We start from the raw sequence: 21953 nt of genomic DNA, 5'->3' as shown, positions 1-21953 counted from the left end.
TTATTTATTCATTCTGTTTTCTATCAATGAATCTACCACACTTGGATCAGCAAGCGTAGAGGTGTCCCCCAAATTCTCATACTCGTTGGCAGCTATCTTACGCAGAATACGACGCATGATTTTACCTGAACGGGTTTTCGGCAAGCCCGTTGTCCAGTGAATCAGGTCAGGCGTTGCAATTGGGCTGAGCTCAGAGCGTACCCAGTTACGAACCTCTTTGGTCAGTTCTTCCGTCACTTCCACACCTTCAACTGGCGTAATATAGACATAAATGCCCTGACCTTTTAAGTCATGCGGGTAACCAACAACCGCCGCCTCGGCCACTGACTTATGCGCAACCAATGCGCTTTCAATTTCAGCCGTACCTAAACGGTGTCCCGACACATTCAGGACGTCATCCATACGACCCGTGATCCAGTAGTAACCATCGGCATCACGACGAGCACCGTCGCCACTGAAGTAACGGTTTTTGAACGTTGAGAAGTAGGTTTGCTCAAAACGCTCGTGGTCGCCCCACAGTGTCCGCATTTGGCCCGGCCATGAGTCATTAATCACCAAGCCACCTTCGGCTTCACCCTCTTGTACATTGCCTTCACTATCGACTAATGCAGGTTGAATACCGAAGAAAGGGCGTGTGGCAGAGCCCGGTTTCAGGTCAGTTGCGCCCGGTAACGGCGTAATCAAAATACCGCCGTTTTCGGTCTGCCACCAGGTATCCATGATTGGGCATTTACCATTACCAATAGCACGGTGATACCACTCCCAGGCTTCCGGGTTTATCGGCTCACCGACACTACCTAAAATACGCAGGCTTTCACGGGTCGATGTTTTCGCCGCCTCATCACCTTTTGCCATTAATGCGCGAATAGCGGTTGGCGCGGTATAAAGAATATTCACCTTATGTTTATCGACTATTTCACCGATACGGCCAACCCCCGGGTACGTTGGCACCCCTTCAAACATCAATGTGGTTGCACCGTTGGCCAGTGGTCCGTACACAATATAAGAGTGTCCGGTTATCCAGCCAACATCGGCTGCACACCAGTAAACATCGTCATCGTGATAATCAAAGACATATTCATGCGTCATCGATGCGTATACCATGTAACCGCCAGTGGTGTGCACTACCCCTTTTGGCTTACCGGTAGAACCCGAAGTATAAAGAATAAACAGGGGATCTTCGGCGCTCATCACTTCCGCCTGACACTCGTCACTGACATCGCCAATGAGCTCGTGCCACCAGACATCGCGCCCCTCTGTCCAGTCCACATTACCCTCTGTCACACGGCACACAATGCTGTGCTCTAATGAAGGACAGGCACCGTCAGACAAGGCTTTGTCGACATTCGCTTTAAGTCCAATGGTGCTGCCGCCGCGACGGCCTTCATCAGCGGTAATAATGGCTTTTGCCTGACAATCGTTGATACGGTCGGCAATGGCGTTTGGCGAGAAGCCACCAAAAATAACCGAATGAACCGCACCAATACGCGCACAAGCTAACATAGCGTATGCCGCTTCCGGCACCATCGGCATATAAATAGCAACCCGGTCACCTTTACCAATACCTAATTTTTTCAGGCCATTAGCAAAACGAGATACCTCTTTATGTAACTCGCGGTAGGTGATGTGTTTGTCTACACTAGGGTCGTCGCCTTCCCAGATAATCGCTGTTTTATCCGCTTTATCGGCAAGGTGGCGGTCGACACAGTTATAACAAGCGTTTAAAGTGCCGTCCTCGTACCATTTGATGCTGACTTTACCCGGCTCAAACGTTGTATTTTTGACTTTGTTATAGGGTGTGAACCAAGTAATGCGCTTTCCGTGTTCACTCCAAAAGCCTTCGGGATCATCAATGGACTGCTGGTACAGTTTTTTATAACCGTCATTGTCGATTTTAGCTTTTGATTTTATGTGGTCTGGAACTGGATACAGTTGCGACATTACCTCTTCCTCCTTATTCGCAAGATGGTAACTGTTGTACGTTTTACGCGCGTTAAACACTATTAGACCATAGTCTAGATTGATAAAAATTGACCAATTAACGACACTTAACGGCAATATTTCTTAGTTATTATCAAATAATAACGACGTAAGGCTTCTCTATAATTAATAACAAACTTGGCTGACATGGGAGAACACACGATGGCCTCAAGTAAAACAAACAAGTTTAAGTATACAGCGGCAGCAGCGGCTGTACTTGGTGTGGCAAGCTTTGGTGCGCAGGCTCAAGAAACGGATTTTGATTTTGGCGGTTACGTTAAACTGGACATGTTAGTGTCTGATTATGCCGATGGCCAAGCACCATCAAGTGCCAATATTGGTCGCCAGCAATACATTCCAAGTATTACTCCCGTTGGTGGAGAGGGTGATGACTTAACGACCGACTTTCATGCTCGTCAATCACGCTTCTTCTTTACAACCAATACAGAGTTAGATAACGGTGAAACACTGACTGGTCATATTGAAATGGACTTTCAGTTAACACCAGACGGTGACGAACGTATTTCTAACTCTTACAACCCACGCTTGCGTCAGGCATTTTTGAAGTACGGTAACTGGACTTTCGGGCAAACCTGGTCAAACTTCCAGGACTTAAACATTCTGGCAGAATCGGTCGACTTTATCGGTATTACTGACGGCATTATCTTTAACCGTCAGGCACAAATTCGTTATACCTCTGGTGGCTTTAGCGCTTCCATTGAAAACCCTGAAACCACAGTGACTCCCGCTGGCGGCGGTCGCATCGTTTCCAGTGATGGATTTATGCCAGACGTCACCTTCAAATACACGGGTAAGTCTGACAACTTAACCTGGCAGGCTTCTGCATTGTTGCGCCAGCTGACTTATGACGTGACGCAAACCGGTGATGACGAAACGACTTTTGGTTACGGTGTGAGCTTTGGTGCTAAATACACCTTTGGTATGGACGACATTCGTGCATCCATTACAACCGGCTCGGGTTTAGGTCGCTACTTAGGTCTTAACACCTGGAACGGCGCCTATATCGATGCTAACGGCGAATTAGAAGCCATTGACTCAACCGGTATCTCATTTGCGTACCGTCATTTCTGGACTGAGAAACTGCGTTCAAACGTTGTTTATTCACGAGGCTGGGCTGACAACGATGAAGCATTACTGGCTCTTGCTGGTGACATGACTGAATACACTCAGCGTCTGGCGTTTAACCTTATGTATTCACCGGCTTCCAACCTAACCTTTGGTGCCGAAATTTCACAAGCCAATCGTGAAACCGAAGCCAATGTTGACGGCGACTTGAACCGTCTACAACTGATGGCGATGTACAAGTTTTAAACGATATTCCCAACCAAAAACGCCGGTAGCCACAATGGGTACCGGCGTTTTTTCTGTTTGGACACGCTCTAATCAGAGTCGCGCTTACTTCACAATCTCAATAAGCCGCTTACCAATATCCGTATTGTTCATATACCCACGGAAATCTTCAGAGTAAGGTCCTTTAGCAAAAACCGGGACGTCTACTGCGGTGTGGCCACTGCCCGTCCAGCCCGTACCGGTAATATCACCAGTAATATACACCAAAGCATCGTGCAGTGCGTCTTCACGCTCTTCACCTTCCTGCTCAGATGCAAGCGCCAGCTCGTCGATATAGTCCTGAGTCAGCTCGAAGTTCACTTTGTCAGCCACATACTCGGGCCATTTCTCCGCGTCCATGTTCAACAGTTCACTACGCATTGTCGCAATGGAGCTTTCAATGGCCATGACTCTATCTGAATACCATGCGTACTCGCCGTCACGTCCAAGGGTTAACCCTCCAGTCGAGTGGTCAGCGGTCATCACCAGCAACGTATTGGGGTTGTCTTGCATAAAATCAGCGACAACCGTTAGTGCTTTATTGAGCGAGTCCATCTCATGCACAGCACAGGCAATATCGTTAGCATGACCACACCAGTCAATTTGGCTGCCTTCAATCATCAGCGCGAACGGCTTGTCGTCACCTGACAATAAACGCAACGCATTGCTGGTCATTTGAGCCAACGAGCCTTTGCCTTCATCAATTGCATGCGGCAGACCTTTTGGTGCGAACAAGCCCATGACCGGCGCCTGCTCCACTTGATCTAACATTTGCATGTCCTGAACCACCTTCAGGCCATGTTGCTCGAGCAGTTCGACCCAGTTCTTGTCGTCGCGAATAAAATACTGCTGACCGCCGCCGAGCACGACGTCATAAGACGCTTCGTCTTCTATGTACTGTTGCGCCATTAAGTCAGCAATTTGATTGTATTCATAGCGCGAGGGATGATGAGAGAAAAATGACGCCGGTGTCGCATGGTTAATTTGTGAGGTCGACACAGAGCCTGTCATATAACCACTATTTTTAGCGTATTCCATGACCGTTTTTAAGGACGTTTTATCGTTATCCACGCCGATAGCACCATTATACGACTTTTCGCCTGTCGCTAATGCCGTAGCGCCCGCAGCCGAATCGGTTACCCAGGTATCGTCTTCAGGATAGGTCGTTGCGGCTCCGGTGAGATAGTGATCAAACTGCGTTTCTGCAATCTCTTTGGTGTCTAAGTCTGACATGGCATAGCGGTAAGCACTGATAAACTCGAAGCCCATGCCGTCGCCAATCACATAAATAATATTGGGCTTCTGCTCTTCGGCTACTGCGCCTGATGCACTCATTGCAAGCCCGATAGCTGCGGCCGTTAGTGTTTTTTTCATACAACAACTCCGTCTGGTTCTGTAACGTTCTTTGTATGGCCTGATTATATCAAGCACTCAATGTCAGTGATATGACAACGAACCGCAATTTAACTGCGCCTCGCCGTAAATGAACTGTCGGCCAGGCGCACATCCACTTGTTCGCCGCTGGCAACGTCATCGGCCCGGCGCACCACCGTGCCATTGTCTTTACGAACAATGGCATACCCCCGTTCCAGCGTATTCAGTGGACTCACCAAATTCAGTGCCTGCATCAACTGCCCCTGCCGAGCCGTTTTGTCTTTCAGTAAACGCGTCATGGCTTGCGGCAAACGCTGTTGAAGCGTTGTCAATTGCTGTTGGTGCTGTGCCAACCGTTTTTCCGGGTGTACGGCTTTTAAACGCCCGCTTAGGTGCGTGTGCTGCTGACGCTGACGCATCAGCTGCTGAGTCAATGCCCGACTCGCACGTGCCTGCAATTCGTCTGCCAGTTGAGACTGTTGTTGCAACAATCGTTGGGGATGTTGCTGTTGCAATCGGGTTTGCAGAAATTGCCACTGCTGCTTAAGCCGCTGGACATGCCTGAGCTGAGCCTGTTGCAACCGCTGCATCAGGGTTTGCGCCCGCTGCAACTGTTGTTGCTGATCTTGTGTGACCAACTCTGCTGCGGCAGATGGTGTTGGCGCACGGACATCGGCCACAAAGTCCGCTATGGTAAAGTCAATTTCGTGACCCACCGCACTGATAATGGGCATTGGTGCAGTTGCAAGCAGTCGCGCAAAGCCTTCATCATTAAAACACCAAAGATCTTCAAGAGAGCCACCACCTCGCGATACCAACAGCACATCGACTTCATTCCGTTCAAAAGCTGTTTGAGCCATAGACTGCAGCTGACCAACGGCTGCTTCTCCCTGAACTGACGTGGGGTAAATAATCACTTCGACGCTCGGGTCTCGCCGCTTCATCACCGCTAATATGTCTTTTATTGCCGCTCCGGTTGGGGAGGTCAGCACCCCAACTTTGCGAATGTGTTCAGGTAACGGTCGTTTGCGGTCTGACGCAAACAGTCCTTCAGCACCGAGTTTTGCTTTCAACTGCTCGTAGCGCTGTTGTAATAAGCCCTGTCCGGCGTCTTCCAGATACTCGACAATAAGCTGATAGTCACCCCGAGGCTCATACAGGGTCACTTTTGCTTTCACTAAAACTTGAGAGCCATTTTGTGGGCGCATAGTCGCCCGCTGATTAGCCCCGCGAAACATGGCACAACGCACTTGTGAGCGCTCATCTTTCAGCGTGAAATACCAGTGCCCTGAACCCGGCGCCGCAAAATTTGAAATTTCGCCTACCAGGCTTATTTGGCGAAAACCCTGCTCAAGTAATTGTCGAATCTCACCATTTAACTGACTGACCGAGTAAACCATCGACATATTTGACCTCCATTCAATGCGCTGATACTAGCACAGAATGCAAAATAATAATTTTGCATTTAGACGTCTAAATGTCTTGACGGCTTTATATCTGTTTATTATTGTCGCTGTATTGTTGTTTTAAATTAACGGAGGCCGCTATGGTTCTTCCTATTGCTCGTTCATTTCATGCTCAAACGCCTTATGGTCGTTTAAAAGGCTACCGTTATGGCTTTCCAGACACTCCGGCAATTGTTGTGCAAGGTGGAATCAGCGCGACCGGTAAGCTTTGGACGCCTTCCGGCGACGGCTGGTGGCAACCCCTGCATCGGTTGTTCGCAGACACCGACGATTACCAATTTATTAGCTTTGACTACTTTGGTGGATTAGGCGGGTCGGATTGCCCGGATACTCCGTTGTCTGTAAAAGAGCACAGCAACGCCATTCATCATGCGATGCAATCCGTATTACCCGATGACTCACTGCATGGCTGGATTGGCGGCTCATTTGGCGGTGTTTTAGGCCTCCAGTACGCACTGGATAACCCAGAGTCGCTTGAGCGGCTAAGCGTTATTGGCGCGGCTCATAAACCGTCGGTGCACTCATCGTTATTGCGTTATTTCCAACAAGCGCTCATACAACGCTGCAATGACGCTCAGTTGGGTGTGGTTCTAGCCAGAGCGCTTGCCATGCTTAGCTATCGCAGCGCTGAAGAGTTTGAATCGCGCTTTAGTAGCAATGATGACGCTTTCGAATACTTGCTTTACAAGGGCGAGCAACTGCTCAAAGAAAACGGTAACAGCTCGCGTAGTTTGTTCACTCATCTCACACCCGTGTTGAACGAATACAGCATTAACCCGGAGCCTATCGACACGCCGGTGCATTTAGTTGACTTCACCAGTGACGCCATTGCGCCACCAAGCTTAGTGGCTGAACTGGAAGCCTTGCTACCTAGCTGTACGTCACGTGTGTCGGTTGAAAGTGAATACGGTCACGACGGATTTATTAAAAACGTGCCTGAGTACGGCACCTCGTTAAAACACTTTTTATTTGAAACGCATTTGGAGACCACATGAAAGACGAGACGTTATCCATCCATCATGGCTACGACACCGACCCCACCACCAAGTCGGTCGCCACACCCATTTATCAAACGGCATCTTACGAGTTCGATAGCGCGCAGCACGGGGCTGATCTCTTCGACTTGGCGGTAGAAGGCAATATCTATTCACGCATTATGAACCCGACTAATGATGTGCTCGAAAAGCGGGTTGCCGCGCTTGAAGGTGGTGTTGCCGGGTTGGCGGTCGCGTCAGGCATGGCGGCCATTGAGTACACCCTAATTACTTTGGCAAGTCAGGGCGACAACATTGTTACTACCCCGCAGCTTTATGGAGGCACCTATACATTGTTTCGCCATATGTTGCCGTCGCTGGGTATCGAAGTACGCTTTGCCGCATCAGACAATGCGAAGGACATTGACGCACTCATTGATGAGCGAACCAAAGCGGTGTATTGCGAAAGTATTGGTAACCCCGCGGGTAACATTGCCGACTTAGAAGCCTTTGCACGGATAGCGCATGGTCATGGCGTCCCCCTGGTTGTCGATAACACTGTCGCCACGCCGATTCTATGCAAGCCCATTGAACACGGCGCTGACATTGTCACCCACTCTCTGACGAAATACATTGGTGGGCATGGTAATTCCATCGGTGGGCTTATTGTTGACTCCGGGCGCTTTGACTGGCTGGCTCACAAAGAACGGTTTCCTCAATTCAGTCACCCCGAGCCGGCTTATCACGGTGTGATTTATACTGACGCCTTTGGGCCGGCTGCGTTTATCGCGCGAGTCAGAACCGTCGCTTTGCGCAACACCGGTGCCTGTTTGTCGCCCTTTAATGCCTTTTTATTGTTACAGGGGTTGGAAACTCTGGCTTTGCGTATTGAGCGACACTGCGAAAACGCAAAGGCAGTGGCCGACTACCTGCTGCAACATCCGAATGTCGACTGGGTTAACTATGCGGGTCTGGCTCAGCACCCACATTATGAACTTGCCAATAAATACATCTCCGGAGGGCTGCCAGCTTCATTGTTGACCTTTGGTATAAAAGGGGGCTACGAGGCCGGAGTTCAGTTTTACGACAAGCTTGGCTTGTTTAAACGGTTAGTGAATATTGGTGACGCTAAGTCTCTGGCCTGTCATCCGGCATCGACTACTCACCGACAGCTATCGGAACAAGAGCAAGCGGCGGTTGGTGTAAAACCCGAAGCCATTCGCTTTTGTATCGGCATTGAACACATTAGCGATATTATTGTTGACATAGAACAAGCGTTAACGATTTAGCCTACAGAAACAAGAAAAGCCACCGGACGGTGGCTTTTTAAAGCGAATAAAACAACGCGTGCTCTTATGCGTCGTCTTTTTTCAAATGCACATCCATTTGTGGGAATGGAATACCAATGCCTTCCTCGTCTAAGCGATCTTTAATGCGCTCCAGTAAGTCCCAGCGGGTTGGCCAGTAGTCTTCGTTTTTGACCCACGGACGCACGTTAAAGTCGACGGAAGAGTTACCCAGATTTGTCACCGTCACCACTGGCTCTGGGTCTTTCAGCACTCGCTCGTCATTGGTAATAACGTCCATTAATACTTGCTTGGTTTTCTGCAAGTTGGCGCTATAGCTCACTCCAATAACCAAATCGATACGGCGCAACTCTTCACGGTTATAGTTAGTAATGGGGCCGCCAATAATCTCCGAATTCGGTACGAAGACAATTTTACGATCCGGTGTTTTTAAAATGGTTTGGAAAATATTAATTTGCTCGACCGTACCGGATACGCCACCGGCATCAACATACTCGCCAGCACGGAAGGGACGAAACATAATGAGCAATACACCCGACGCAATATTTGATAGCGAGCCCTGCAGCGCAAGACCGATAGCCAAACCTGCCGCACCTAGAATCGCAATAAAGGACGTGGTTTCAACACCGACGTGTGACAGTGCCATCATAATAGCGGCAATGAAAATAACCGCTTTTACAATTGCACTCACAAAGCTGATAACCGCGCCATCTACTTCACGCTTTTTCATGCCACGCGACATCACTCGTGTCACGCCATTCGCGACTAATTTACCAATAATTAAAATGGCAATCGCGATAATGAACTTAATCGAAAACTCGATAAGCATATCCTGATTGTCATTTATCCACTGAACAATACTGTCCATAACACGTCCTTATTTAACAAAAGCTGAATGAGTATTTTTTAAAAGTAACGTTTATTGCGGCGCCTCGCAAATAACTTCACAGGCGGAACGAATAACGTCCCTGCGCATCTGGCTGCCCCATATATTGAATAAGCTTTGCCAGACCTTCCGGCGTTCGCGGTGTTGGCTTTACTGTACCTGACGCTTGAATGTCCTGGCTGTTAATGGCGGCATCCACTTCCAGGCTCAAGTCGTTGTCACCTCTCATGATTAACGCAACAGAGTTATTATTATGGCACCCCAACTCTACCGGAAAGCTACCCAGCGACTGCCACTGTCCGTTGACCAGCACCTGTATATTGTCCCCGCGGGCATTGCCCACAAGATTGTCGCACCAACGAACAGGGCCCGGCGCGGTCACTACATACTCGTTCACATCAAGTTCCCAGCGACCTTTTGTTTGCAGTGGTAGCTTTGTTTGGGCCATTTCAAGTAGCGCGGCTAAACTGCCACTCGCCTTGACATTCTGCGCCCCAACACGGGTCGAGCTAGCTAATAAACGTCCCTGCAGCGAAAATGGATTATTCTGTTTTGGTACATCCACATCAACAACCAGCTCCCCCAGGAAAATGGATGACACCTGCCAGTCCCAACGCAAATCATTAATGACATTACCGTCTACAACCACTTGCCCGGCCTGTCCCTGCCATAAGCTTCCGGACACTTGTGACAACTGGATGTTATTAGGCAGTGGTAGCCAATAAACAACGCGCGCGGGCAATAGCACCAGCATAGTGACTAAATACACCAAAATTAACCAAGGCAACCAGCGCTTTAATTTCATGAGAAGTCTTTCACCAATAGTTTTCTTAAACGGACGTTACCGGGCTGCTCCAAACGCGCAATATCAGCGCCAGTTAGCTGCAAACCAAAGTCACTTTCCAGTGCATTCATAAACTGAAGTAACTGGTTAAATTGTACGGTATCAACAGTCACCAAATACTCTTCCCCCTGAGGCTGAATGCGCGCCAGCTCAATATCATATTGCGCCGCTGCCTGATTAATACGTTGGCTTAACGACCCCTTCACTGTCGAGTTGGTTGACGCTTTACCCTCCAGGCTTTTATAACGAGCGATAGCCTGCTGTACCCATTGATACTGATTCTGCTGCGCAGCCAACTGACTCTCGGCCTGAGCAACCGCTTGCGCACTCGGTAACCAAATAACGAAATACAAAAACGCCGCACCCACAACAATCCCCAAAGCGCTGAGCAGACGCTGTTCACGGCTGTTAAATTGCTGCCAGCGGTTATAAGCAAGCTGTCGGTAAGGTTCAAAAGTTGCTTTAAATTTGTCCATAACGTTACCCCTGAAGCTCAATGGTCAATGCGCCCGACACCTGGTCTCCGCGATTATTCATAGAGCCAGCTTCTATTGCCACGCCGCTATTTTGAGCCGCTCGCTGAAAGGCTTCTAACTGTGAAAAGCTGTCCGCCGTTGCTTGTAGCCTTAACTCATTATTCTGAAAACGCAGCAACTCAAGCTTAACCGACGGCTCGGCCTGAAATGCAGGCTGCAAGCTGTCGAGAGCGGCTAAAACGGAACGGCCTGAGTCTCCAGCGCCGCCAGCTCTATCAATTTTTTGCTGCAACTGTGCTCTTAAATTGACAATACGGGTCTCGTTTGGAAAAGCATCACGGTACAGCTGCTCAGACTTTGCCTGTAACGAAGCGCGCTGCTGCTCCAGTTGCCAGTATTTGATGCCGTTTAGCGCAACAGCCAATACAAATAATACGCTGGCAGCTACTGCTAGCGGCTTCCAGGGCAGGCTCGACGACTGCCGTTGCCTCTTAGCCCGAAAAGCGCCTTGCCGAAGGTTGATCTCGGCGTTGCTTTGCAGCGCTGCCACCGCAATTGTCATGGGAACTTCGATATCGGCCGACTCTAATACGGTCGGAGGCTGGGGCCAATCGAGCGGCCCATAGTGAACAATTTTTTCCGGCGAGTCATACTCACTGCTTAGAATAGGCGCAAGTTCAGAAAACGCCGCTTGTTCCACGGCGAAACCTTGCCAGGTCGACGTTCTGACCAACACGCTGTGACCAAGCTCAATAGCGTGCCATTCGTTATCGTGGGTCGGCAGTAGAAAAATATCAGGCAACCAACGGTTAGACTCAATCCCTGACTCTGTCAGTACCCCCAACCACTGCTGCATATGCGCTTTCTCTACAACGGCTACCGGTAAGGTCGAGGCTTTTGTCTCAGGCCAGGCAAAATGCAACGTGTCTATGTCTGCCGCGAGCTCCTCTTCTAAAGCATAAGGGATGACTTTATCCAAATGCTTTTTACTGCCCGCTGGTAGGGTCACCTGGGTTAAGAAAACGTCTTGACCCGGAATAGCAATGATCACCTCACTGCGGGCCGCTTTATCGGCTAACTGTGACAGCTCAGCGGTTGATTCCAGCTCGCCGCTTGCAATAAGTTCCTGCTGTTGTGAATGCCACAACAACCAGGGAATGCTTTCCGATGTTCCAAAAGCAGGCAGTCGTATTATTAGCGTTTCCTGCATTTTCTATTCTCCCATTGCACGATATAACGTCGTCACTTCGCCGTTACTCACGTGCAGTACTGAACGGGCTTTCATTTCAACGTCGCCCCATTGTATGTATGCGGTTAACTGAAAGTATTCACTTTCAACGTCAAGTTCTGACAGTTCAGCGTTAAGCTCGGCTTTAACCGTACTTATCGCTTCAAGCTCATTCACCTCGTCGTTAGACTCATAACCCGCTTCCGGCCGATTTGCTAAGAACGACTGTGCGTCCTGAAACGACATTTTTCCTTCGGTAAGAGCCGTCAATAAAACCGCCTGTTCTTCCTTAAGTGTATTCACATTAATCGCTAAAGCGGTTTCATGCGGAATAGCGCAGACATAAGGCCTCAACTTCCTGACAATTTCCTGACTGTACCCTCTTACCATGCGCAGTTCACTAATATCCAACAGTAAGCTGTTTGCCGCTAAATACGGCTTTGGCAACCCTTGATAGTCAGGATCTTCCGCTCCGTTAGAGCCTGACAGTTGAGTATCTTCGTCAAGCCAGTCAACCAAGCTGTCGGTTAAACTTTCTGCCTGGTATTCGTCAAGCTCTACGCTTTGTAATAACGCTTTGTACTGACGTTTGCGTCGCTCCAGCGTGCCTGGGTCTTCGTCGTCTGTCACCAAACTGTTGACATTAAAACAACTGGATAAGTCTCTCACACGAGCGGCAATCTGCCCACCTTCCACGGGAAACGGGCCCGTCCGACTGGCCCAGCCTTGCTGGTTATTCGCCACGCCGTCGTTCTCATTGAGCTCGCGTTTTAGTGCCTCTTTTAGAACGTCTTCGGCACTTAACCACATCCAATAGCTTTGTTCCGCCTGCTGCAAATTACCCATTCGGGTTATTTGCATTTGCAGTTTGCTACCGAGGTTCACCGCAATGACCGACACCAGAGCAATCACCAACATGACCGTTATAAGCGCAGCACCGTTATTACGAGACACTTTAGTCCGCATTCGACTCTCCCGCACTTTGTCGTCCAGCCGAACCCTCACCAGCAACCAGGAATACCCGTTTAATTTCGCCGTACTTCTCAGTTTGCAGCGTCACTTCAATGGCTTTGGGTAAGTCCCCTTCGGTACGCCACTCCGCATTCCAACCTTGCTCGAAGCCTCTATTACCGTCACTCTGGCCTGCGCCCCTGTAAAAGCGGAACGACAAATCAGTCACGTCGTCCAATAACGTCTGTATTGTCGGCTCGTTACTCCTGTCATTCACAAACGAATAACTGACTCGCTGTAACTGACCGTTCATAACTCGATAAATAACCGGCTGCAATTCAGCACGCGGCAGGACGTCCCCCGGGTTATCAAAACCACTGCGCACAAAAGCAAGCACACCAGGTTCTGAATCGAAATAACCCACATCATTGCTTACATACTGATGCGTCACTTCGGTATCGTTAGGTCGAGTCGGTTTCGCTACTATTTGCCGAATGTCCTGCTGCATTAGCAATTGGCTGAATTGCAGTTGCTCCAGCGCTTCACGGCGCTCGCTCGACTGCTGTTCGGTACTCACCATTTGGCTAAGCACTTGATAGCTGGCTATACCTATCACCGCGAAAATGGCCATGGTGACTAACACTTCAACCAAAGTGAAGCCGGATTGCTGCTTAGGGTTAACGCCCATTTCCACCACCTTTGCCAGCGGAATCAGGTTTTCGCAAATAGCGCGTTAGTCGGTAATGTTCTCGCCCATTTTCAGATTTTGACACCGTCACTGTTACAGCGACCACGTTAGGTGTCACCGTTTCGACCACCTGTTGCTGCCAATGCCATGTCGTTCCGGCTTGCTTTGCGGTGCCTTTTTTATTGTCCTTTACCGGCCACGCCTGGGTCAGAGACAGTTCTGCGATTCGGTTTGACGCCACATACTGGGCAAAGGTTTTGCTCTGTAAGTCACTTAAGATGGTTAAATGACTGCTCGCCGCCTGTAGCGCTGCCAAAGCAGCCAACCCGAAAATTGACAGTGCAACCATGACTTCAATAAGGGTAAAACCTTTTTCCCTCATTGCTCAGGCGCCTCTTTTAACACCGTCAGTTGCCAGCTATTCTCGGTTTTTACCCAACGTTCTGCACTCATATCATTCGCATTTTCAATTTTTAAACTGAAAGCCGTCATTTCACCACTCGGTAAAATAAGCACGTCAGGTTGTGTTTCTTCAGAGTCATCGTCTTGCTCGGCTTCATCGCCGCTACCAAAGACACCTTCATTAAGTTCTTCGTTTTGTGCCAGCTCGGCCATGTCCTGGCTAAGCAACTGCCAACTTATCGGCCATTCAGTCTGCTGAGGTTTCAGTCCTCGCGCACTAAACGTCTGCCAACTTTCATCCTGCCATACCAGGAACTCGTAGCCATTGTCATTAAAGGCGATAGCAAGAGGCTGCTGTCGCACCATGGCATACTCACGAGCGTATTGAAGTTGTTGCTGCAGCGTAATTGCTGAATCTTGAGCAGAGTTTTGCTGACGATTACTGCCCGGTAACGTCAACATTACTGAGCTGGCAATAAGACCAAGAATGGCCATGACCAGCATCAGTTCAATCAGTGTGAATCCTTGTTGCTGCGGCCTATTGGTCACGATCGTTGTTGCCAATCATCCAACTACCGAAGTCGTCTTCAGTACCCGGTTGACCATCTGGACCCGCTGAGAAAATGTCAATATCGTCGTACTGCCCGGGATTCAACAGTAAATAGTCGTTACCATAAGGGTCTTGGGGCAAACGACGAATGTACCCACCCGTGCGGTAGCTGCGCGGCTGTGGATCCAGGTTTGGTTCATTAACAAGCGCCTCTAACCCCTGCTCAGTGGTCGGGAACATACCGTTATCCAGATGATACTGAGCCAGGGCATTTTCCAACGCCACAATATCAGCAATGACTTTTTGCTGGTTCGCTTTTTCCTGATTACCCAGCACGTTAGGTAAAACCATGGTCGCCAAAATACCAATAATGGCGATAACCACCATAACTTCAACGAGTGAAAAGCCGGATTGATTACGTCTCATAACTAAAGTCCTACACTATTATTTAACTGCAATATGGGCTGAATTATCGACAATACAATAAAGAAGACGATGCCCGCCATGGTGACAATCAGCACAGGCTCAAACACCTTTAAGCTGACGGTTACTAAGTTTTCAAATTCTTTGTCCTGGTTGTCGGCACAACGCTTTAGCATCTGCTCAAGCTCACCTGACTTTTCACCCGCCGCTATCATGTGCAGCATCATGGGTGGGAACAAGCCTGTTTCCTGAAGCGCCGCTCTCAATGACGAGCCTTCTCTGACTCGGTCAGCGGCTTCGTCGACAGCTTCTCTTATGGCTAAATTACCAATAACCGAAGAGGTAATGCGTAAGCCATCCAGTAATGGCACCGCCGATGAGGTTAAAATGCTTAGCGTTCTGGCAAAGCGTGCCGTACTGACTCCTCGTATGACTTTCCCCAACATGGGAAGTTTCAGCAAACGATAGTGATATTTTAAACGATTCGTGTCTTTTCTTAGCCACTGACCGAACAGTAATAATACAACCACCAACCCCACTACGAGCCAAAGTCCCCAGTTTTGCAAAAACTCACTAATAGCTATCATCGCCAGCGTTGTCGGAGGCAGCTCTTGTCCCATCGTCGCAAAGTTTTCGACAATTTGAGGTACTATTGATACCAACAGGAAAACAACGATACCGATAGCCACCAGAGTCAGCATCAGCGGATAAATAAGCGCCTGCGTCAACTGACTTTTCATGTGTTGCCGTTGTTCTGTGTAATCGGCTAGCTCTTCAAGTACTTGGTCTAAGTGGCCTGACTTTTCGCCGGCAGCAACCATTGCCGTGTACAGTGAGTCAAACACACCGGGAAATTCCGCCATTGCTTCAGCAAGACCATAACCTTCAACCACTTTACTTCGCACAGACATCACCAGCTTTTTCATGCGTGGCTTCTCGGTTTGATCAGCAACAGCCAGTAAAGCCTGTTCAATGGGGAGTGCTGAACCAACTAAGGTCGACAGTTGACGTGTAATAAGGGCAAGATCCTGCGCCTTCACCTTGCGCAGTGTAAAGCCCCAGCGGTTTTGTGCACTTTGTTTCTTTTCTTTTTCGGCAGCCGCTGCAATCGCAACAGGCATCAACCCTTGTTCACGGAGCATTTGCCGAACCTGACGCTCGGTATCGGCTTCAAGCACGCCCTTTTTCTTACGCCCATTATTGGCTATTGCCTGATACTCAAATGCTGCCACGTATTACTCCTCGCGAGTGACTCGCAAGACTTCCTCTAATGTCGTCTTGCCTTCCAGCACTTTTTGCAAACCATCCTGCCGTATACTGGGGGTGGACTGACGAATGTATTTTTCAATTGCCTGTTCACCATGCCCGTTATGCACCAATTCGCGCACATGGTCATCTATCTGAAGCAGCTCGTGAATACCGGTACGCCCTCTATAGCCGGTATGGTTACATTCATCGCAACTGCCCGCCCGGTAAACAATCTCATCCGAGTCGTCACTCAGCCCTAATATCTGACGCTCTTCAGCATCCGGCGTATGCGGCTGACGGCAGCTACTGCACAAGGTGCGAACTAAGCGCTGAGACAGTACCGCCAATAAACTTGAAGATAGCAGGAATGGTTCAACCCCCATATCTTCCAGGCGAGTAATAGCCCCAGCCGCTGTGTTGGTATGAAGCGTGGATAATACTAAATGCCCGGTAAGCGACGCCTGTACCGCTATTTGGGCGGTCTCTACGTCTCGAATCTCACCCACCATCACCACGTCAGGATCCTGACGGAGAATGGCTCGTAAACCACGCGCAAACGTCATATCAACTCGTGGATTTACCTGCGTTTGGCCAATGCCGTCAATGGCGTATTCAATGGGGTCTTCCACCGTCAGAATATTGCGATCTTTCGAGTTAATCTCGCTCAGTCCGGCATACAAGGTCGTACTTTTACCCGAGCCGGTGGGCCCCGTCACAAGAATAATGCCATGCGGCTTATGAATCAGCTGCTGGAATATATTGCGGTTGGTCTGTGTCATTCCCAGCTGCATTAAGTTCAGTCGGGCATTATTTTTATCAAGCAAGCGCAGAACGACTCGCTCACCGTGGTTCGACGGCATGGTCGATACCCGCACGTCGACCGCCCGACCGGCTATCAGCAAAGAGATACGGCCATCCTGAGGCACCCGTTTCTCTGCAATATCCAGTTGCGCCATGACCTTAATGCGCGAGACCAGCAGCGACGAGAGCTTTCGATTCGGCCGTAATACTTCACGCAAGACGCCATCAATACGGAAGCGAATCAGCAACGACTTTTCGAACGTCTCTATATGAATATCCGATGCGCCTTCTTTTATCGCCTCACTTAACATGGCGTTAATGAGTTTGATAATAGGTGCATCGTCTTCACTTTCTAATAGATCTTCGGTTTGCGGTAATTCGTCCGCGAGTGAGAACAAGTCAGACTCATTCCCAATGTCTTCCATTAGCTGTTTCGCTTCCGACGAATCACGCTGATACGCTTGCGTCAACAGCGCTTCAAAGTCGTTGGCAGGGTGTTCTTGCAAGGTAAATGGTTGACCCAGTTTGCGTCGCACTTCCCTAAGCGCTTGTGCAGAGACGCCAGCTCGGCAATGCACAACCATAGGTTCGCCCGACTCCACCACAACGCCGAAGCGTTTGGCAAAACCAAAAGGCAGCCGTGTTGTCGCAATAGCACTCGCGTCAGTCATTCTCTGTCTCTGGCTGTTTGGTATCCATGTACTCCTCAAAGCCCGGCGGCAGCGTCAGTTCGCTGTCCCACTCATTCATTACCGGAGACTCTTCCATTGGCATTAAGGAAATACCGCGCGAACGTTCATCCAACTGCAGTGCCCGCATGTAATTATACTTGGTCGAGCTGATTTCGCGCATGCGCTTGCCGTCGCGAACTATCGTGGGGCGAATAAATACCATTAAGTTGCGCTTTTGCTTAGACGTTGAGGTCGAGCTAAACAGTCGCCCTAACACAGGAATGTCGCCCAGCAGCGGTATCTTGGACACCGACTCTTGGACGTCTTCATCAATCAGCCCACCCAACACAATGGTTTCACCATCGTCTGCCATGACAGTGGTTTTCATTTCGCGCTTATTAATAATAACGTCCACAGAGGTTGCGCCACTTAAGCTGGATACTTCCTGCTCAATGGTCATTTGCACGGCGTCGCCTTCGTTAATTTGCGGTGTGACTTTTAACTTTATACCCACTTCCGTTCTATCGACCGTCTGGAATGGATTGTCATTGTTATCACCCGTGGTTGAACCGGTAATGGTGGGAACTTCCTGCCCCACTAAGAAGCTGGCTTCTTCGTTATCAACCGTCACAATACTTGGCGTTGCCAAAATATTGGAATTGGTGTCTTGAGTTACGGCTTGCACGACGGCAGCCCAGTCATTTTGAATGGTGCCAAACATCATACCGTTGACCGAGCCTAGCAAGTTGGCTAGTAAAGAGATGTCGCCGGGTTCGTCGGGTTCAGTGGTTGTCACCTCGACACCGCCATCAGTAATTCGAGTCGTTGTCGTACCCGGTCTTTCTCGCGCCTGATAAGCACCTGCAGCCAGACTACCAATAGGCACCTGATTGCCGGTATTGTACTGAACCATGCCGCCATCTTCACTTATCCACTGCACGCCAAAGTCGACGTTATCGCCTTCCATAATTTCGACAATAATCGCTTCAACTTGCACCTGCGCACGGCGAATATCCAGATCATGAATAACCTTCTCTAACGAGGCCATCATGTCTTGCTGCGCGGTTATCACAACCGAGTTCGTCGGCTCATGCGGACTAATGCTGACAGAGTCGTTATTATTGCGTCGGCGAGTTGTGTTGGTATTTGACGTTTGTTGTTCGCTTTCTGCCTGTATTGAGCGACTCACGTCGTTTAAAACCTCGACCACTTCCGGCGCTTTTGCGTATTTCAGATAGAAAACCCGGGTATTCCCTTCCGACTTTAAGTCCTGGTCAAGCTGTTTAATCAGCTTAACGACACGCGCTCTGGCCCGCGGCTCACCGCTGACAATCACCGAATTACTGCGCTCATCAGCAACAATTTTCGGAATGAGTAACGGTGGCGTACCGTCATTGTTACTCTTTTCATAAAGCGACTGAGCAATACGTACTATTTCACTGGCCGATGCGTACTCAAGGTGAATCATGTCAACGTCCTGGTCACCTGCACGGTCCACTCGCTCAATAATCTCAACCAAGCGCTGCACCGTCTCGGAACGGCCCGTCATCATAATGACATTAGAGGGGTCATAACTGACCACCATGCCACCACCACTTTGATCATTCAGCTGACGCAGTAGCGGCGCTAGCTCACGCACAGACACATTTTCAACCGGCACAACGCGTGTAACCATGGCATCGCCAGAGCCTCGACTGTCGGCATCCATGACCGGTAACGACGATGTTTTCGCATCGCGGTCGCGAATGACTTTAAGTACCCCTGACTCCATTTCAACCACGGCAAAGCCATAGACTTCCAATACATTCAGGAAAAACTGATAGTACTGCTCTTCGTTCATGACATCGTAACTGCGCACATCAATTTTTCCGCGCACATTCGGGTCAATAATGATGGTTTTGCCAAGGTTACGACCAACCACCTGAATAAACTCGTTGATGTCGGTATTTTTAAAGCTGGCTGCGTACTCTTCCGCCGTTAATGGCGTACTCATGACCGTTACTGCCAACCCCAGGGCTCCGAGCCAATTTCTTAAGCCTCTTTTTGCCACTGACATATTAATTTTCCTGTTGTTCCGGTAGCTCAAACGACAGCTCCATCCGTTCACCATCGCGCTCTATTTCAATTGATACTTGTGTTTGATTGGCCAACTCTTCGCTGGCTAACATGGCTTGTTCCATATCGGTTAAATCGTAGCCATTGATAGCGACCGCCAGGTCGCCATTTTGAAACCCTGCCTGCTTAAAAAGTTCAGGATTTTTAGCCGACTTCAAGCGATAACCGATTAGCGAACCACCTTCCATTGCCGGCGAGATACTGACGTACTCCATAATGGACGACGGATCACTCGCTATCGTGCTAAGCTGAGTTTCAACAAATTCGGTGCGGCTACTCTCGGCAGGCTCATCTGTGTTTTTTTGTTCTGCCGCAGCCCCATCCACCGTGAGCGATAATGCGGGACGATCCTCACCAACATCTTCCATTACTAGCGTTTCAAGTCGTCCGTTGTTATCCAGAATGACTCTGTCTGCGTAAATTTCTTCGACCGTTACACGAGAGCTGCCGATACTTTCGCCGATAATATAAGTTCGCTGCTGGCTGCCTTGCTGAATAATGGCCGCAGAGCGCTCAGGGTTAGAGCTTGCCGATACCCCGATAAGACGCACATTCAGTGTCGTTTTCGGCGCATTGCGCGAGTTTCTCGGACCTTGTACTTCTGACTGACCAAAAAGATTCAGTGCCTGAATACGGTTAATATCGATGGTATTGCCGGACTGTGACGTCGAGTTAAACTTCGGTACCGTCGGCTGCAGGTTCCGAGGTTCACTGGGTGACAGCAACGACCAGGTGAACTCGGCAAGCAGCACCGCAACGCAGAACCACAGAAAAGCGGTTAACGCGAGCATGAGTCTGCGCCAATGGGCTGAATTCGTAAAATACTGTTTAAGTCTGGCAGTCACTTTATTCTTATTCTTGTTACACTGACAAAAGAGATTCATGCATTCTAGCGCAGCGAACATGAGTCAACAATCGCTTAACACAAACTTTATAACGAAATGATTGCGGTTTTATGACAAAGAAGCAAAAGAGTACATCGCCTGACACGGGTGTTCGTCTGGATAAATGGCTTTGGGCGGCGCGCTTTTACAAAACCCGCGCTTTAGCCAGAGAGATGGTTCAATCGGGTAAAGTCCACTATGACGGACAACGCAGCAAGCCATCTAAAGTGGTTCAGGTGGGTGCTATTATTACATTGCGTCAAGGCTTCGATAGCAAAGAGGTTGAGGTGCTTGAGTTAAGTGAGCAACGCCGCGGCGCTCCGGAAGCTCAGCTTCTGTATCGTGAAACAGAAAAAAGCATCGCAAAACGCGAAGAAAACGCAGAAGCAAGAAAGCTTAATGCATTGTATAATCCACACCCTGACGGACGTCCTGACAAAAAGCAGCGGCGTCAGCTAATTCGTTTTAAAAAGGAGTGACCATGGAGTACCCAACGGACCAATTATCGCGTTATACCTTTAACGAGCATGATGTTCGCGGCGAGCTGGTTCAGCTGACCAGCAGCTACCAAACCTTAATCCGTGGTCATAACTACCCGGCGGCCGTACAGGAAGTGTTAGGCCACATGATGGCTGCGGTTTCTCTACTGACCGCAACATTGAAATTTGAGGGGCATATTGCGGTTCAGTTGCAAGGCGACGGTCCCCTCAACTTCGTTGCCGTTAACGGTAACCATAAACAAGAGCTTCGCGGTATTGCCCGTTTAAGAGCAGAGCTGGAAGGCACGGACTTACGTTCAATGATTGGCAAAGGTCAATTAATTATCACATTGACGCCGGACACAGGCGAGCGTTATCAGGGTGTCGTTAGTGGCGACGCCGACTCTATTGCTGAAATGTTGGAAAATTACTTTGAGCAGTCCGAGCAATTACATACCAAGGTATGGCTTCATGCTGACGGCGAGCACGCAGCGGGCATGTTATTGCAGCGATTGCCGTCGTCAGGTCAGGATTTAACAGGGTTTGAACACTTAGCAACCCTGACTGACACCATCACCGCTCAAGAGCTTTACACCGTGCCGGCTGAAGAGCTGCTGCACCGTTTGTACCATGAAGAAACCGTGCACTTGTACCCGGCTCAGCCCGTCAGCTTTGTGTGTGGCTGTTCTCGCGACAAGACTCTGGATGCATTAGCGTCGGTTAAGCCTGAAGAGCTAAAAGAGATATTGGACAGAGACGGCGAAATTGTCATGACTTGTGACTATTGCCTAACCGAATATGTTTTTAAGCCGTCTGATTTTAACTGAGTGACGCTTAGCAACAAAAAAGCCCGATA

General features: G+C 49.3%; 21 protein-coding genes. 5 read left to right on the top strand and 16 right to left on the bottom strand.

Annotation, left to right across the window (positions count from 1 at the left end; translation table 11 throughout):
* Nucleotides 1-1941 (bottom strand): acetate--CoA ligase, encoded by a 1941-nt coding sequence (acs, locus tag CEW91_RS02995; protein WP_088767614.1) that lies wholly within the window; start codon nucleotides 1939-1941, stop codon nucleotides 1-3.
* 201 nt (nucleotides 1942-2142) lie between these two features.
* On the opposite strand from acs, the gene CEW91_RS02990 reads away from it, so the two are divergent.
* On the top strand, nucleotides 2143-3312 hold the full coding sequence (locus CEW91_RS02990; RefSeq protein ID WP_088767613.1) for a DcaP family trimeric outer membrane transporter: 1170 nt from the start codon (nucleotides 2143-2145) through the stop codon (nucleotides 3310-3312).
* An 84-nt stretch (nucleotides 3313-3396) separates the two neighbouring features.
* Here the strand turns inward: CEW91_RS02990 and CEW91_RS02985 are convergent, their stop codons facing one another.
* Together CEW91_RS02985 and xseA are read right to left on the bottom strand one after the other, a co-directional pair.
* Nucleotides 3397-4704, bottom strand: coding sequence for an alkaline phosphatase (locus tag CEW91_RS02985; RefSeq protein WP_088767612.1), 1308 nt, complete (start codon nucleotides 4702-4704; stop codon nucleotides 3397-3399).
* An 89-nt stretch (nucleotides 4705-4793) separates the two neighbouring features.
* Nucleotides 4794-6104 carry an exodeoxyribonuclease VII large subunit gene (xseA, locus tag CEW91_RS02980; protein WP_088769340.1) on the bottom strand — a complete coding sequence of 437 codons (1311 nt, stop codon included), beginning with the start codon at nucleotides 6102-6104 and terminating at the stop codon, nucleotides 4794-4796.
* Between the two features lie 146 nt (nucleotides 6105-6250).
* On the opposite strand from xseA, the gene CEW91_RS02975 reads away from it, so the two are divergent.
* Both CEW91_RS02975 and CEW91_RS02970 read left to right on the top strand, forming a co-directional pair.
* Nucleotides 6251-7165 (top strand): alpha/beta fold hydrolase, encoded by a 915-nt coding sequence (locus CEW91_RS02975; RefSeq protein WP_088767611.1) that lies wholly within the window; start codon nucleotides 6251-6253, stop codon nucleotides 7163-7165.
* Nucleotides 7162-8433: an O-acetylhomoserine aminocarboxypropyltransferase/cysteine synthase family protein gene (locus CEW91_RS02970; RefSeq protein WP_088767610.1), complete on the top strand. Its 1272-nt coding sequence runs from the start codon at nucleotides 7162-7164 to the stop codon at nucleotides 8431-8433. The genes CEW91_RS02975 and CEW91_RS02970 overlap by 4 nt, the downstream gene beginning before the upstream one ends.
* A gap of 64 nt (nucleotides 8434-8497) precedes the next feature.
* Here CEW91_RS02970 and CEW91_RS02965 read toward each other — a convergent pair whose 3' ends face one another.
* The 13 genes from CEW91_RS02965 to gspC all read right to left on the bottom strand — a co-directional run bounded on the left by CEW91_RS02965 (nucleotide 8498) and on the right by gspC (nucleotide 20525).
* Nucleotides 8498-9319: a mechanosensitive ion channel domain-containing protein gene (locus CEW91_RS02965; RefSeq protein ID WP_088767609.1), complete on the bottom strand. Its 822-nt coding sequence runs from the start codon at nucleotides 9317-9319 to the stop codon at nucleotides 8498-8500.
* A 76-nt stretch (nucleotides 9320-9395) separates the two neighbouring features.
* A complete protein-coding gene (locus CEW91_RS02960; RefSeq protein WP_088767608.1) occupies nucleotides 9396-10142 on the bottom strand; it encodes a type II secretion system protein N in 747 nt (248 codons plus the stop codon).
* A complete protein-coding gene (gspM, locus tag CEW91_RS02955; RefSeq protein WP_088767607.1) occupies nucleotides 10139-10657 on the bottom strand; it encodes a type II secretion system protein GspM in 519 nt (172 codons plus the stop codon). Before gspM ends, CEW91_RS02960 begins: the two co-directional genes overlap by 4 nt.
* 4 nt (nucleotides 10658-10661) lie before the next feature.
* Entirely contained in the window at nucleotides 10662-11867 is a 1206-nt protein-coding gene (gene gspL, locus CEW91_RS02950) for a type II secretion system protein GspL (RefSeq protein ID WP_088767606.1), read from the bottom strand.
* Nucleotides 11868-11870: 3 nt separating this feature from the next.
* The gene (gene gspK / locus CEW91_RS02945) at nucleotides 11871-12851 is read right to left on the bottom strand and encodes a type II secretion system minor pseudopilin GspK (protein WP_088767605.1); all 981 of its coding nucleotides are present in this window, start codon (nucleotides 12849-12851) and stop codon (nucleotides 11871-11873) included.
* A complete protein-coding gene (gene gspJ / locus CEW91_RS02940; protein WP_088767604.1) occupies nucleotides 12841-13524 on the bottom strand; it encodes a type II secretion system minor pseudopilin GspJ in 684 nt (227 codons plus the stop codon). The genes gspK and gspJ overlap by 11 nt, the downstream gene beginning before the upstream one ends.
* Nucleotides 13514-13906, bottom strand: a complete 393-nt coding sequence (gene gspI, locus CEW91_RS02935; protein WP_088767603.1) for a type II secretion system minor pseudopilin GspI — start codon at nucleotides 13904-13906, stop codon at nucleotides 13514-13516. The genes gspJ and gspI overlap by 11 nt, the downstream gene beginning before the upstream one ends.
* Entirely contained in the window at nucleotides 13903-14490 is a 588-nt protein-coding gene (gene gspH / locus CEW91_RS02930) for a type II secretion system minor pseudopilin GspH (protein WP_232507015.1), read from the bottom strand. Before gspH ends, gspI begins: the two co-directional genes overlap by 4 nt.
* A complete protein-coding gene (gene gspG / locus CEW91_RS02925) occupies nucleotides 14465-14902 on the bottom strand; it encodes a type II secretion system major pseudopilin GspG (RefSeq protein ID WP_088767601.1) in 438 nt (145 codons plus the stop codon). The genes gspH and gspG overlap by 26 nt, the downstream gene beginning before the upstream one ends.
* A gap of 2 nt (nucleotides 14903-14904) precedes the next feature.
* Entirely contained in the window at nucleotides 14905-16131 is a 1227-nt protein-coding gene (gene gspF, locus CEW91_RS02920; RefSeq protein WP_088767600.1) for a type II secretion system inner membrane protein GspF, read from the bottom strand.
* A 3-nt stretch (nucleotides 16132-16134) separates the two neighbouring features.
* Complete coding sequence (gene gspE, locus CEW91_RS02915; protein ID WP_088767599.1) at nucleotides 16135-17619, bottom strand: type II secretion system ATPase GspE; 1485 nt, start codon at nucleotides 17617-17619, stop codon at nucleotides 16135-16137.
* Nucleotides 17612-19675, bottom strand: coding sequence for a type II secretion system secretin GspD (gene gspD / locus CEW91_RS02910; RefSeq protein WP_088767598.1), 2064 nt, complete (start codon nucleotides 19673-19675; stop codon nucleotides 17612-17614). The genes gspE and gspD overlap by 8 nt, the downstream gene beginning before the upstream one ends.
* 1 nt (nucleotide 19676) lies before the next feature.
* The gene (gene gspC / locus CEW91_RS02905) at nucleotides 19677-20525 is read right to left on the bottom strand and encodes a type II secretion system protein GspC (RefSeq protein ID WP_232507014.1); all 849 of its coding nucleotides are present in this window, start codon (nucleotides 20523-20525) and stop codon (nucleotides 19677-19679) included.
* Between the two features lie 164 nt (nucleotides 20526-20689).
* Here gspC and hslR point away from each other — a divergent pair, with 164 nt between their 5' ends.
* A complete protein-coding gene (hslR, locus tag CEW91_RS02900; RefSeq protein ID WP_088767597.1) occupies nucleotides 20690-21097 on the top strand; it encodes a ribosome-associated heat shock protein Hsp15 in 408 nt (135 codons plus the stop codon).
* 2 nt (nucleotides 21098-21099) lie between these two features.
* The gene (gene hslO, locus CEW91_RS02895) at nucleotides 21100-21924 is read left to right on the top strand and encodes an Hsp33 family molecular chaperone HslO (RefSeq protein ID WP_088767596.1); all 825 of its coding nucleotides are present in this window, start codon (nucleotides 21100-21102) and stop codon (nucleotides 21922-21924) included.
* The last annotated feature ends 29 nt before the right edge of the window (nucleotides 21925-21953 follow it).

Origin of the sequence: Idiomarina piscisalsi (genome assembly GCF_002211765.1) — a bacterium.
In the GTDB taxonomy this organism is placed as follows: domain Bacteria; phylum Pseudomonadota; class Gammaproteobacteria; order Enterobacterales; family Alteromonadaceae; genus Idiomarina; species Idiomarina piscisalsi_A.
This window is presented reverse-complemented; position numbering and strand designations above follow the sequence as displayed.